Raw genomic sequence first — 15,660 nt, forward strand, 5'->3', positions numbered from 1 at the left:
AGCAGCTCGACGACCCGCTGCCGCCCCTGACCCTGCAATACGCCGACTACGCCAACTGGCAACAGCAGCACCTGCAAGGTGAACGCCTGCACACCCAGGTCGGTTTCTGGAAAGCACACCTGGACGGCGCCCCGGCGCTGCTGGAACTGCCCAGCGATCATCCGCGTCCGCAAGTGCAAAGCTATCAAGGCGCTGCGTTGGCGCTGCAGTTGCCCGCGCCCCTTAGCGCTCGCTTGCGCCGCTTCAGCCAGCAGCAGGGCCTGACCCCGTTCATGACCCTGCTCGGCGCCTGGTCGATCCTGCTTTCGCGCCTGAGCAATCAACCGCAGGTGGTGGTCGGCACGCCGGTCGCCAACCGTCCTCGGCGGGAAACCGAAGCCTTGATCGGCTTCTTCGTCAACACCCTGGCCCTGCGCATCGACGTCCAGGCCCACAGTCGCGTCGACCAATTGCTGGAGCAGATCAAGGCCACCACCCTCGACGCCTACAGCCATCAGGACCTGCCGTTCGAGCAAGTCGTCGAAGCCCTGCAACCGGAACGCAGCCTCGGTCACAGCCCGCTGTTCCAGGCGATGTTGGTGCTGGGCAACACCCCGCGCGACCAAGCCCTGGAACTGCCCGGCCTGAGCCTGACGCCGCTGCCCCAGCCCACCGGCACCACCCAGTTCGATGTGAGCCTGTCCCTCAACGACGACGGCGACCGTATCAGCGGTCAATTCGAATACGCCACCGACCTGTTCGATGAGAGCACCATCGCCCGTTGGGGCCAGCATTTGCTGCACCTGCTCGACGCCATGCTCGACGATGCGACGCAGCCGCTGGCGACCCTGCCGTTGCTGGACGACGCGCAGCGCCGGCAACTGCTGGAAACCTTCAACCTGGCCAGTGGCGTGCTGGACGAAAGCCCGAGTCGCTTCCCTCACGTCGTGTTCGAGGCCCAGGCGAGCCTCACCCCGGATGCCGTGGCGCTGGTCTGCGCCGGCAAGGCCCTGAGCTACTCCGAACTCAACGCCCAGGCCAACCGCGTCGCCAACAGCTTGATCGCACTGGGAGTGCAGCCCGACGACACCGTCGGCCTGTCCGCGCGCCGCAGCCCGCACATGCTGATCGGCCTGTTGGGCATCCTCAAAGCCGGCGCGGCCTATGTGCCGCTCGACCCACAGTACCCCGCGCAACGGCTGGCCCACATGCTGACCGACAGCAAGCCGCGGGCCCTGGTCCACCAATCCGGCCTTGACGAATTACCGGTGCCCCAAGGCCTGGCGACGCTGGAACTGGGCAGCGCGGCGCTGGACCAAGCCCCGACCCACAACCCTCAAGTGAAGGCGCTGAATTTCAGTCACCTGGCCTATGTGATCTACACCTCCGGCTCCACCGGCTTGCCCAAAGGCGTGATGGTCGAACATCGCGGCCTGCGCAACCTGCTGGACTGGTACCTCGAGGACCTGGCTNGTGATCTACACCTCCGGCTCCACCGGCTTGCCCAAAGGCGTGATGGTCGAACATCGCGGCCTGCGCAACCTGCTGGACTGGTACCTCGAGGACCTGGCTTTCCACGCCGGCGATGCGGTGCTGCTGGCGTCCTCCTACAACTTCGACCTGACCCAGAAGAACATCCTCGCGCCGCTGATGGTCGGGGCCACGCTGCACCTGGCCGCCGAACCCTTCAACCCCGACGCCATCGTCGCCCAGGTCGCCGAGGCCGGGATTACCCACCTNTGCGGTGCTGCTGGCGTCCTCCTACAACTTCGACCTGACCCAGAAGAACATCCTCGCGCCGCTGATGGTCGGGGCCACGCTGCACCTGGCCGCCGAACCCTTCAACCCCGACGCCATCGTCGCCCAGGTCGCCGAGGCCGGGATCAGCCACCTCAATATGTCGCCCAGCGCCTTCCACGCATTGGTGGACGCCGACCATCAACAAGGCCTTGCCTGCCTGAAACGCGTGGTGCTGGGGGGCGAGCCGATCCAGGTCGCCATGCTGGAAAAACTCGCCCAGCCACGGCCAGCGGTGATCAACAGCTACGGGCCGACCGAGTGCAGCGACGTGGTCGCCTGGTACACCGCCGACAGCGACCTTGAGACCTACCGGCACCGGTCGATCCCCATTGGCCGGCCGATCCGCAACNGAGCCGATCCAGGTCGCCATGCTGGAAAAACTCGCCCAGCCACGGCCAGCGGTGATCAACAGCTACGGGCCGACCGAGTGCAGCGACGTGGTCGCCTGGTACACCGCCGACAGCGACCTTGAGACTTACCGGCACCAGTCGATACCCATTGGCCGGCCGATCCGCAACCTGCAATTGCATGTGCTGGACGCTCACGGGCAACTGCTGCCAGTGGGCGTACCCGGCGAGATCCATATCGGCGGTGTCGGTGTGGCCCGCGGTTACCTCAACCTGCCGCAACTGAGCAACGAGCGCTTCATCGCCGACCCGTTCTATGGCAAGGCCGACGCCCGCTTGTACAAGACCGGTGATATCGGTCGCTGGCTGCCGGACGGCACGTTGCAGTACCTGGGCCGTAACGACGATCAGGTGAAGATCCGCGGCCTACGGGTCGAGTTGGGGGAAATCCAAGCCGCCCTCGCCGCACTGGCCGGTGTACGCGAAGCCGCAGTCGTTGCTCGCGAGCACGCGTCCGGCCAGCGTCTGGTGGCCTACTTGTGTGGCGAACCCGCCGCCGCCGAGGCATTGCGCGCCGAACTGCTCAAGCGCCTGCCCGAGCACATGGTGCCCAGCGCCTTTGTCGTGCTGGAGGCCCTGCCACTCACGCCCAATGGCAAGCTCGACCGCCGTGCCCTGCCCGAACCGGACCAGGACGCCTACGCCAGCCGCGCCTATGAAGCCCCCGAGAGCCCTGTGGAACGGATCATTGCCGGAATCTGGCAAGCCCTGCTGGGTGTCGAGCGCATCGGTCGTCATGACGGCTTCTTCGCGCTGGGCGGCCATTCACTGATGGCGGTCAGCCTGATCGAACGCCTGCGCGAACACGGCTTGAACGCGGATGTCCGGGCAATCTTCAGCACCGCCTCCCTGGCCGAGCTGGCCCAGGCCCTGACGCATGCCCCAAGCCCGGTGTTCCAGGCACCGGCCAACCGCATTCCCCCCAAGTGCGCAGCCCTGACCCCGGACATGCTGCCGTTGGTGGCGCTGACCCCCGACCAACTCGAGCGTATCGTCGACGCCGTGCCTGGCGGTGCCGCGAACATCCAGGACATCTACCCACTGGCACCGCTGCAACAGGGCATCCTGTTCCATCACTTGCTGGGGCACGAAGGCGACGCCTACCTGGTGCGCTCGCTGCTTGAGTTCGATGATCGCCAGCGCCTCGATGCCTTCACCGCCGCCTTGCAACAGGTGATCGATCGCCACGACATCCTGCGCACCTGCGTGCATTGGGACGGTTTGCCCCAGCCGGTGCAGGTCGTTCAGCGCCAGGCGAAGTTGCCGGTGCACAGCATTTCCCTCGACAGCCACCTGGACCCGCTCAGCCAGCTCGAAGCCCTGAGCGACCCACGGCAACTGCGGCTGGATTTGCGCCAAGCCCCGCTAATGCGGGCCTGCGTCGCCCAGGATCCGCATTCCGAGCGCTGGCTGCTGGCACTGCTCAACCACCACATGGCCAGCGACCACGTGACCTTGGAAATCGTCCTGGAAGAAATCCACGCGATCCTCCATGACCAAGGCGAGCACCTGACGCCACCACTACCCTACCGTGACTTCATCGCCCAGACCCAAGCCGTCCCCGCAGACATCCACGAAGCCTACTTCAGCCGCCGCTTGGCGGATGTGGATGCCCCTACAGCGCCCTTCGATCTGCTGGAGGTACAAGGCGACGGTCGCCACATCGAGGAAGCCAGCGTGACCTTGAGCGTCGAGCTCAACCTGCGCCTGCGGGCCCAGGCCCGGGAACGGGGCATCACCCCGGCGACGCTGTTCCATGTCGCCTGGGCACAGGTGCTGGCCCGCTGCACCGGTCGCGATGACGTGGTGTTCGGGACCGTGGTCGCCGGTCGCCTGCAAGGCTCGGCCGGCGCCGAACGGGCCCTGGGCGTGTTCATCAACACGCTGCCGGTGCGGGTGCCATTGACCGCCGGCGCCAACGAACAGGTGCTGGCCACTCACCGCGACCTGGTCGAACTGCTGGCCCACGAACAGGCCTCCCTGGCCCTGGCGCAACGTTGCAGTGGCGTGCCCAGCGCCTTGCCGCTGTTCACCACCTTGCTCAACTACCGGCACCAGCGCGACGACAGCCAGTTGCAGTGGCCAGGCATGCGCATCCTGGACAGTGCCGAGCGGACCAATTACCCGCTGACCCTGTCGGTCAACGACTACGGCGATGCCCTCGGCCTGACCGTGCAAAGCGTGCAGGCGGTGGACCCGCAGCGCATCTGCGCGCTGATGCAACGGGCACTGGAGCAACTGGCCCAGGCCTTGATGTACACGCCACGGATCCCGCTCACGCAACTGGACGTGCTGCCTGCCCAGGAACGCACCCTGCTGCTGGACACCTTTAACCAGACCGAGGTGGATTACCCCACTGGCCTGTGCATTCAACAGCTTTTCGAAGAACAGGTTCGCCGCACGCCAAACGCTTGTGCCTCGCTCGACGGCCGCCAATCCCTCAGCTATGCCGAGCTCAACGTCCAGGCCAACGGTCTCGCCCAGCAACTGATCGCCGCTGGCGTCCTGCCGGGGGATCTGGTGGCCATCTGCGTCGAGCGCGGCGTGGCGATGATCAGTGGCCTGCTGGGGATCCTCAAGGCCGGTGGCGCCTACGTGCCGCTGGACCCGAGCTACCCCGCCGAGCGCCTGGCCTCGATCATCGAGGACGCCAGGCCGCGTCTGTTGCTGGCCGATCCGGTCGGTCGCGCGGCCGTAGGCACGCTGCAGGAAGGCACTCGCTACCTGGCCATCGAGCGGGCGCTGGCGACACCGTCGAACAGCCGCGATCCGCAACCCGATACCGTGGGCCTGACGCCGGAGCACCTGGCCTATGTGATCTACACCTCGGGCTCCACCGGCAAGCCCAAGGGCGTGATGATCGAGCACCGCAACCTGGTGAGCTCGACGCTGGCCCGGGGCACCGTGTATGGGCCGGCGGCCGGCAAGCGCTTCCTGCTGTTGTCGTCGATTGCCTTCGACAGCTCCGTGGCCGGGGTCTTCGGTACGCTGGTCGGTGGCGGTACCTTGTGCATCCCGGATGCCGAAACCGCCCGCGACCCCGAGGCCATCGCCCGCTTCATTGGCGAACAGGCCGTCACCTCGCTGCTGTGCGTGCCATCCCTGGGCCGCCTGGTGCTGGCAAGCCTTGCCAGCGGCAATGGTCATGGCAACCTGCAGGAGATGATCGTCGCCGGCGAAGCCTGCCCGGCGCAGTTGGTGCAGGAATGCACCGGCCTGGAACCGGCGATCGCCCTGTACAACGAATACGGCCCCACCGAAGCCACCGTCTGGAGCACGGTGCATCGCTGCACCGCCGAGGACCTGGGCACGGTGCCGATCGGCCGGGCGATTCCCAACAGCCGCCTGTATGTGCTCGATGCACAGCGCCAGCCGGTACCGCTCGGCGTGCCGGGTGAACTCTACGTCGGCGGCGCCGGGGTTGCCCGCGGCTACCTGGACCGCGCGGCACTGAACGCCGAACACTTCCTCAGCGACCCGTTCGCCCCGGGCGACGAACCGCGGATGTACCGCACCGGCGACCTGGTGCGCCTGCGCGCCGATGGGGTGGTCGAGTTCCTCGGACGCAGTGACCAGCAAGTCAAGATTCGCGGTTTCCGTATCGAACCCGGCGAGATCGAGGCCTTGATGTTGACCCTGCCGGGCGTGCGCGAGGCGGCAGTCATCGCTCGCGAAGACACGCCGGGCGCCACGCGCCTGGTGGCTTACCTGAGTGTCGAACCGCACCTGGCCGGTCGTAATGCCAGCAGCACGCTACGGCCGTACCTGACGTCGCAGTTGCCGGACTACATGGTCCCGGCGGCGTTCGTGGTGGTCGAGCGGCTGCCGTTGAGCCCCAACGGCAAGCTGGACCGCCGTGCCCTGCCGGCGCCCGGCAACGACGACTTCGCTCGCCGCCAGTACGAAGCGCCCAACGGCGAAACCGAGACGCTGCTGGCGCAGATCTGGGCCGACCTGCTGGGCCTGGAACGGATCGGCCGGCACGACGACTTCTTCGAACTCGGCGGTCACTCGCTGCTGGCGGTGCAAGTCACGCTCCGGGCGCGGCAAACCTTCGGCGTCGAAGTGCCGCTCCGGGGGCTGTTCGAACACCCGTCGCTGTTGGCCCTGGCCGATCTGATCAACACCTTGCAACTGGCGCAGTACGAGTCGGATGAACTGCTCGACCTGCAACAAGAAATGGCTTCGCTGTCTGAAAGCGAACTGCTCGCTATCGTCTCCAAGGATGCTTAATAAATTGAACGAACATAACGATAGTCTCGACCAGTTGAAACGTGCCGCACTGCTGCGACTGCTCAAGCAACGCGGTGCGACGCGGGTCATCGAAACCGTTGCCGACGACATGCCCGGCGCCGACCGCGACGCCCCGCTGGCGCTGTCGTTCGCCCAGCAGCGGCTGTGGTTTCTCGACCAGTTGGACCCGACCGCCAGCGCCGCCTATCACATGCCCGCCTCGCTGTTGCTACAGGGCGCACTCGACCAGGCTGCCCTCAAGGCCGCCCTCGATCGCCTGGTGGCGCGGCATGAAAGCCTGCGCACCACCTTCCGCCGCGAGGGCGAGCAGCCGGTTCAAGTCATCGCCCCGGCCGATTGCGGCTTCAGCCTTGAGACCCATGACCTGCGCCATCTGCCCCGGGAGCAGGCCGACACGCAGGCCTCGCACCTGAGCGAAAACGCCGCCGCGGCGCCGTTCGACCTGCTGCGCGGACCGCTGATCCGCGGCACCCTGCTGCGCCTGGCCGACGACGAACACACGTTGCTGATCACCCAGCATCACATCATCTCGGACGGCTGGTCCATCGGCCTCCTGGTCAAGGAGTTCGCAAGCTTGTACCAGGCGTTCAGCGCCGGGCAGCCTGATCCGCTGCCACCGCTGACCCGGCAATACGCCGACTATGCGGCCTGGCAACGCCAACACCTAGAAGGCGAGCGCCTGTCGCGGCAAGTGGAATTCTGGCGCGCCCACCTGGCCGGCGCCCCGGCCCTGCTTTCGTTGCCAACCGACCGGGCCCGCCCGGCGGTGCAGAGCTACCGCGGCGAAACCCTGGGCTTCGACCTGCCGGCATCGCTGTCTGCCGCCATCGTCCAGTTCGCCCAATCCCGCGCGGCGACCCCCTTCATGACCTTGATGGCCGCCTGGGCGGTCTTGCTGGCGCGCATCAGTGGCCAACAGGACGTGGTGATCGGCACCGTCGCCGCCAACCGTGACCGCCACGACGTACAGTCGCTGATCGGTTTCTTCGTCAACACCCTGGCCCTGCGCGTGCGCCTGGACGCCAACCCGACCCTCGACCAGGTACTGCAGCAAGTCAAGGGACTGATGCTGGAATCCTCCACCCAGCAGGACACTCCGTTCGAACTGGTGGTCGAGGCCCTCAAACCGCCGCGCAGCGCCAGCTACAGCCCCGTGTTCCAGACCATGCTCTACACCAACGCTGGAGGCACCGGGGGACAGTTGCAATTGCCGGGGCTGAACCTGGAGTTCCTGCCCTCGCGCAAGGACAACACCCAGCACGACCTGTCCCTGCACATCGACGAAGGCGGCCCGAGCCTGTCCTGCAGCCTGTCGTATTCCACCGCACTGTTCGACGCCGCCACCATCGAGCGCCTCGCCGCGCGCTTCGAGCGCCTGTTGCGCTGCTTCACCGAAGCCCCGGGCACCCGTATCGGCGCCCTGGAACTGGACCCGACCCAAACCCTGCCCGAGGTCACAGCGCGAGTGCCGGGACCAGGACGCATGCCGCTGTCCTATCACCAAGAGCGGGTGTGGTTCGTCGACACCTTCGAGACCGGTTACCTGTACGACGCCAACCCGGTCTACCACAACATTGCGTTGCTGCTGGAGCTCACGGGTGAGATCAATCAACCGGCCCTGCAAACCGCCCTCGACGAGCTGCTGGCCCGCCACGACATCCTGCGCTGCCGGGTGTTGAGCGACGGTAGCAGTGCCTGGCAACAATTCGACGGCCCGGCCACCCTGGCCCTCGAACGGATCCAGGCCGCCCCCCACGACCTGGCGGACCAGGCCCTGGCGGCCACCCGTCGCCCGTTGAACATGAATGGCGGCAGCCTGGTGCGGGCCAGCCTGGTACAAGCCAGCGATCAGCACGCGATCCTGGCCATCGCCGTGCACCATCTGCTGGCCGACCGCAGCACCATGCAACTGCTCAAGCGCGACCTGCTGGCCCTCTATGAAGCCGCCTGCGCCGAACGCAGCGCCGAGCTGCCAACCTTGCCGTTGAGCTATGGCGACTTTGCCGCCTGGCAACGCCACCTGCCGGCCACCGTGCTGGAAAACCTGCGCGCCTACTGGGCCTATCAACTGCGTGGCAAGCTGCAAGCCCTGGAACTGCCCCTGAATCGACCCCGGGCGGCGGTGCATGTATTTACCGAAGCCACCCACGGCTTCACCCTCGAACCGGCGCTGGCACGGCGCCTTGAAGCCCTGGCCCGTGAAGTCGGCGTGAGCAGTGACAGCCTGGCCCTGAGCGCATTCACCGCCCTGTTGCGCCGCTACGCCGGCCACGATGAACTGGTGATCGGCACCACGGCCGCCTGCCGTGAACCGGCCCTGCGGGATGTCGTCGGGCCGCTGGACAATCTGCTGGTCATGCGCGGCCAGTGCGACAGCGACACCACCTTGCAACAGCTCTGGGAGCAGACCGCCAACAACCTGACCCAAGGCCTGCGCCACCGGCACATGCAGTTCGACCAATTGGTCCTGGCCCTCAACCCGGCCAAGGACATGAGCCGCACCGCGCTGTTCGATGTGCTCTTCAATTTCCAGCGCACCACCGAGCACAACGCACCGGTGGCGGGTCTGGCGGTCACTACCCTGGAAACCAACCTGGGTTACGGCAAGAACGACCTGCACCTGCTGATCACGGCCGACGAGTCACGCTGGGCCGGGCACCTGGTGTACAACGCGGAGTTCTTCGACGCGGCGTTCATCCAGCAACTGATGCGCCATTACGTGCGCCTGCTGGAAGCCTTCGTCGAGGATTCGCAGCAGCGTGTCGACGACGTCCCACTGCTGAATGCCGCCGAACGCCAGCGACAGGTCCTCGATTTCAACGACAGCGAAGCGGCCTGGCCCGATACCCTGGCCCTGCATCAGATCTTCGAGGAACAGGCGCGCCAATACCCGGAACGCATCGCCGTCAATCTGGGCCAGGAGCGCCTGAGCTATCGACAGCTCAACGAACAGGCCAACCGCCTCGCCCATCGCCTGCGTGCGGCCGGCGTGCAGCCCCAGGAGCTCGTGGCCATCGCCCTGGACCGTTCGGTGCAGATGATCGTCGCCACCCTGGCGGTGCTCAAGGCCGGTGGTGCCTACGTGCCTATCGACCCGAGTTCGCCCCAGGAGCGCATCGCCTACGTGCTGCGCGACAGCGGCGCACGCAAGGCCATCGCCCACCAGGACATGTGCCCGGCGTTGCAGGCCCTGGGCATTGAAGTCTTCGATACAGCCACGGACAGCGGCGTTAGTGCCGCCAACCTGCCCAACCTCAGCGCGGTGGACCACCTCTGCTACGTGATCTACACCTCGGGCTCCACCGGAGAACCCAAGGGCGCGTTGCTCGAACACCGCAACGTCGTGCGCCTGCTGCACAACAATCGGCTGGACTTCCAGTTCAGCGCCGACGACGTCTGGTCGTTGTTCCACTCCAATGCCTTCGACTTCTCGGTCTGGGAGATCTTCGGCGCCCTGCTCTACGGCGCGCGCCTGAGCCTGGTGCCCGAGGCCCTGCGCCGCGATCCGGTGGAACTGCTGGGTTTCCTTGAAAGCGAGCAGGTGACGGTCCTGAACCAGACGCCGTCGGCGTTCCTGCAACTGAGCGCTGCAGCCCTGGCAACGCCGGATGTGCGCCTGGAACGCTTGCGCTACGTGATTTTCGGCGGGGAAAGCCTGGAACTGGGCAAGCTCGACGCCTTCCACCGTGCCTTCTCCCACGTGGCGCTGGTGAACATGTACGGCATCACCGAAACCTGCGTACACGTGACCTACAAGGCCATTAGCGCCGCGGATATCGCCGCCGGAATATCCAATGTCGGACGGCCGATTCCGACCACCGTGGCCTACGTGCTCGATGCCCATCAACGCCTGCTGCCGGTGGGTGTGGCTGGTGAAATCTGCGTCGGCGGGCTGGGGGTCGGTCGTGGCTATCTGAACCGTCCGGCCTTGAGCGCCGAGCGTTTCATTGCCGACCCGTTCCGGCCTGGCGAGCGGCTGTATCGCTCCGGGGACCTGGGCAAGCTGCTGGACAACGGCGAAATCGTTCACCTGGGCCGGATCGACGCCCAGGTGAAGATTCGCGGTTTCCGCATCGAACTGGGCGAGATCGAAGCCAAGCTGCTGGCCTGTGACGGTGTGCGGGAAGCGCGGGTATTGGCCCGCGAAGACGCGAGCCAGGGCAAGCGCCTGGTCGCCTACCTGATCCCCAAGGCGGGCGCCGTGCTGCAAGTGGCAGCATTACGCAAGCAGTTGGGGGCGACCCTGCCCGACTACATGATTCCGAGTGCCTTTGTCAGCCTGCACGCCTACCCGCTCACCGCCAACGGCAAGCTGGACCAGGACGCGCTGCCGGCACCGGACCTGGATGCCATGTCCGAGCACGGTTATGCCGCGCCCGAAGGTGCCACCGAAATGGCCCTGGCGCAGATTTTCCAGGAGCTGCTGGGTCTGGAGCGGGTGGGCCGCAGTGACAGTTTCTTTGAGTTGGGCGGGCACTCGCTGCTGGCCGCGCAACTGGTTTCCCGGGTCCGGCAGCAGTTGGGCGGCGACCTGATGCTGCGCGAACTGTTCAGCCATCCCACCGTGCAGGAACTGGCCCGGGTGGTCGGCGGGCTGCCAAACCCCGGCACAGAGACCATCGGCCTGGCAGACCGCAGCGCGCCCCTGGCATTGTCCTTTGCCCAGCAACGCCTGTGGTTCCTCGACCAGCTCGATGCCGGCGCGGGCAGCGCGTATCACATGCCCGCCGCGCTGTTGCTGCGCGGCGTTCTCGATCAGGTCGCGTTGAAGGCGGCCCTGGATCGCCTGGTGGCGCGTCACGAAAGCCTGCGCACTACCTTCGAACGCCGAGGTGAGCAGCCGGTGCAGATCATTGCCGCGCCGAACTGCGGCTTTGCCCTCAGCGAACAAGACCTGCGCGCGCTGCCTTATGAGCAGGCCAGCCTCAGCGCGGCGCGGATCGGCAACAGCGAAGCCCTGGCGCCGTTCGACCTGGCCCGAGGGCCGCTGATTCGCGGTCGCCTGCTGCGCTTGGCCGACGATGAGCACATCCTGTTGATCACCCAGCACCACATCATCTCCGACGGCTGGTCGGTGGGTATCCTGGTCAAGGAGCTGGCCGCCCTTTACCAGGCCTTCAGCCAACACCAGGCCGACCCGCTGCCCGCCCTGCCGATCCAGTACGCCGACTACGCGGCCTGGCAACACCAGGCCCTGGACGGCGAACACCTCAACCGCCAGGCGGACTTCTGGCGCGAGCATCTCGGCGGCGCCCCGGCCCTGCTGTCCTTGCCCACCGACCGTCCGCGCCCGGCCATGCAAAGCTACCGCGGCGGCGACGTCCCGGTGCAGATCACCGCGGCGTTGCGCGAGCGCCTGGAACGCTTCTGCCAACAACACAACGTCACCTTGTTCATGGCGTTGCTCAGCGCCTGGTCGGTGCTCATGGCGCGCCTGGGCAATGAGCGCGACGTGGTCATCGGTGTGCCGACGGCCAACCGCGGACGTACCGAAACCGAAAACCTGATCGGCTTCTTCGTCAACACCCTGGCCCTGCGGGTGAACCTGACGGAGAACCCAAGCGTGCTTGAGTTGCTGGAGCAGATCAAACAAACGACGCTGGCGGCCCACGAACACCAGGACATTCCGTTCGAACAAGTCATCGAAGCCCTGCAACCACCGCGCTCGCTGAGCCACAACCCGCTGTGCCAGGTCGCCCTGTCACTGGACAATACCCCGGGCGGCGGCGAACTGAGCCTGCCCGGGCTGACCCTGGCGCCCGTGGCCCAGGCCCATGAAACCGCGCAGTTCGACCTGATGCTGACCCTGGGCAACGACGGCGGCGACCTGGCCGGGGTGATCGAATACGCCAGCGACCTGTTCGACCGTGCCACCGTGGAACGCTTTGCCCAACATTTCCAAATACTGCTGGAAGCAATGGTCGAGGCGGTCGAGCAACCGGTGCTGAGCCTGCCGTTGCTCAGCCCGGCACAGCGCCAGGCCTCGCCGGCAACGCTGCCGCCCAAGGCGGCATGCGCCCCCGGGTTGCTGATCCACCAGCGCTTCGAACAATTCGCCGCCGCTCACCCCCAGGCCATCGCCCTGGTATTTGGCGAACTTCAACTGAGTTATCAAGACCTCAACCGCCGGGCCAACCGCATCGCCCAGGCGTTGCTCGCCCAGGGTGTACGTCCTGATGACCGGGTGGCGATCCTGGCCCGGCGCGGGGTGGAAATGGTCTGTGGGGTACTGGGTGTGCTCAAGGCTGGCGGCGCCTATGTGCCGCTGGACCCGGCCTACCCCAGCGAACGCCTCGGTTACCTGCTGACGGATAGCGCCCCGGTGGCCCTGTTGGCGCAACCGGCCTGCCTCGACGTCTTGCCTGAACACCCAGTACCGGTGGTGGACCTGACCGATTACGTTGCTGCCGATGATCGGGCCGATGGGTCCCTCGACCGCAACCCCGACGCCGATACCCTCGGCCTGGCATCGCGGCACCTGGCCTATGTCATCTACACCTCGGGTTCCACCGGGCTGCCAAAGGGCGTGCTGGTGGAACACGGCAATGTCGCACGACTGTTCGACACCACCGCCGGGCTGTTCGATTTCGGCCGCGACGATGTCTGGACGCTGTTCCACTCCTTTGCCTTCGATTTCTCGGTCTGGGAGATCTGGGGCGCGCTGAGCTATGGCGGCAAGCTGGTGATCGTCCCCAGCGAGGTGGCGCGTTCGCCCGATGACTTCTACGGGCTGGTCTGCCAGCAGCGGGTCACGGTCCTGAACCAGACGCCGAGCGCCTTCCGCCAGTTCATCGAAGCCCGCGGGCGCAGCGACCAGGAACATGCCCTGCGTGAAGTGATCTTCGGCGGCGAGGCCCTGGACTTCCGCAGCCTGCGGCCCTGGACCGCGCGCACCGCCCTGTCGCGCACCCGCCTGGTGAATATGTACGGGATCACCGAAATCACCGTGCACGCTACGTATTACCCGATCAGCCAAGTGGAAATCGACAGCGGCGCGCCCAGCCTGATCGGCCCGCCCCTGCCCGACCTGTGCCTGCGCATCCTCGACGAGTACCAGCAACCGGTGCCGGTGGGGGTCGATGGCGAGATCTACATCGGCGGCGCGGGAGTGGCCCGGCATTACCTGAACCGCGACGCCCTCAATGCCGAACGGTTCATCAGTGATCCCTATGCCGCGGCGCCCGGCGCACGCTTGTACCGCACCGGCGACATCGCCCGCTACCGCGCCGACGGCGGCGTGGTCTACGTGGGCCGCAACGATTCGCAGATCAAGATCCGCGGTTTCCGCATCGAGCTGGGGGAAATCGAAGCCCAACTGCTGGCCCTGCCGCAGGTGCGCGAAGCCCTGGTGATCGTGCGTGAGGACTCGCCCGGCGACAAACGCCTGGTGGCGTACCTGATCGCCCATGATGACGTCGTGCTCGAGTCTTCGACACTGCGTAGCCAACTGGCCGATGTGCTGGCCGAACACATGCTGCCCAGCGCCTTCGTAACCCTGCAAGCGTGGCCGTTGACCACCAACGGCAAGCTGGACCGCAATGCCTTGCCGGCGCCGGATTTGTCTGCCGCCGCGAGCCAGCATTACGAAGCCCCCCTGGGCGACATCGAACGCACCCTGGCCAGCGCCTGGCAGGAATTGCTCGGGGTTGAACGGGTGGGTCGCCAGGATCACTTCTTCGAGCTGGGGGGCCACTCGTTCCTGGTCATCAGCCTGATCGAGCGCCTGCGCCAGGCCGACCTGCAATTGGATGTGCGCACGGTGTTTGCCGCGCCGACCCTCAAGGCCATGGCAACAGTCCTGGCCGGTGGCAACAACGGCCAACGGGTCGTCCCGGCCAACCTGATCCCGGCCGACTGCACGGCCATCGAACCGCACATGCTGCCGCTGGTAACCCTCAGCCAGGGGGAAATCGAGCAGATCGTCGCCGACGTGCCAGGCGGGGCCGCCAACGTGCAGGACATCTATCCGCTGTCGTCGCTGCAGGAAGGCATCCTGTTCCACCACTTGTTGCAGTCCGAAGGCGACGCCTACCTGATGCGCACCGTGGTGACATTCAGCCGTCGCCAGGTGCTCGACGACTTCCTCGCCGCCGTGCAAGTGGTCATCGACCGTCATGACATCCTGCGCACCGCCCTGCGCTGGCACGGCTTGCCGCAGCCGGTTCAGGTGGTGCACCGCCGGGCGCAACTCCCGGTGGTGACCCTGGACTGCCTCCCCGGCGAAGACGCCATGCAGACCCTCCGGGACCATACCGACACCCATCACCTGCGACTCGACTTGCAACGGGCTCCGCTGATCGCGGCGTACATCATCTACGACGAGCCCCAGGCACAATGGCTGCTGGCGTTGCTCGACCATCACCTGGTCAGCGATAACGTCACCTTGCGCCTGATCATGCTGGAAATTCAGGCGATCCTGGCCGGCCAGGCCAACGGCCTGCCGCCCTCCCAGCCTTACCGTAACTTCATCGCCCAGGCCGCCAGTGTTTCCCAGGCCGATCACGAAACTTATTTCCGCCGCTTGCTGGCCGATGTCGACGCCACCACCGCGCCTTACGGCGTGCTGGATGTCAGGGGCAACGGTGCGGGAATCAAGCGTGCCGTGAAGCACTTGAGCGACGACCTCAGCGCCCAGGTGTATCGAACGGCACGTGCTCAAGGGGTCCCGACCTCCGTGCTGTTCCATGCGGCCTGGGGCCTGGTGGTGGCGGCAACCAGCGGACGCGACGACGGGATTTTCGGTACGGTGCTGTCGGGCCGCTCTCAAGGCACCGCTGGTGCCGACCACGCATTGGGGATGTTCATCAACACCCTGCCGATGCGCATTCGCCTGCAGCAAAACACCGTCAGCGACATTGTCCGCGACGCCTACCAGCAACTCAGTGAACTGCTGACCCACGAACAGGCGTCCCTGGCCCTGGCCCAGCGTTGCAGCGCGGTGGATGCCTCGCTGCCGCTGTTCACGGTGATTCTCAACTGCCGCCATGGCGACTTGGTGAACGCGTCCGGGGAAATCGCCGAAGACATGGGCGACCACGAAGGCATGCACTTCATCGCCTCCGAAACCCGCACCAATTACCCCATCGAGATTGCCGTGGCGAATGTGGGCAGCGGGTTCTCCCTGACCGCCCAATCCATCACCGGCATCGACCCGCAACGCATCGCCGCTTACCTGGCCCAGGCGGTGGCCACCTTGGTCGACGCCCTTGAACACGCCCCG

General features: G+C 66.2%; 4 protein-coding genes and 1 pseudogene. All 5 read left to right on the forward strand.

Translation table 11 applies throughout. From position 1 onward, the window contains the following. The coding region (locus tag ASC85_RS25810) for a non-ribosomal peptide synthetase (protein WP_236712407.1) at positions 1 to 1,451 on the forward strand (1,451 nt) is incomplete at both ends. Between the two features lie 43 nt (positions 1,452 to 1,494). Next, positions 1,495 to 1,718, forward strand: a 224-nt coding sequence (locus ASC85_RS33980) for a hypothetical protein (protein ID WP_442966224.1), incomplete at its 3' end; no start/stop codon positions are given. A gap of 5 nt (positions 1,719 to 1,723) precedes the next feature. After that, positions 1,724 to 2,128 (forward strand): AMP-binding protein (locus ASC85_RS33985; protein ID WP_442966225.1); only part of this gene is annotated, 405 nt, incomplete at its 3' end. Position 2,129: 1 nt separating this feature from the next. Continuing rightward, a pseudogene (locus ASC85_RS33990) lies at positions 2,130 to 6,299 on the forward strand (amino acid adenylation domain-containing protein); the annotation flags it as partial. Between the two features lie 124 nt (positions 6,300 to 6,423). Next, the coding region (locus tag ASC85_RS25825; RefSeq protein ID WP_057451902.1) for a non-ribosomal peptide synthetase at positions 6,424 to 15,660 on the forward strand (9,237 nt) is incomplete at its 3' end.

This window comes from Pseudomonas sp. Root401 (assembly GCF_001425105.1).
Taxonomy (GTDB): Bacteria; Pseudomonadota; Gammaproteobacteria; order Pseudomonadales; family Pseudomonadaceae; genus Aquipseudomonas; species Aquipseudomonas brassicacearum.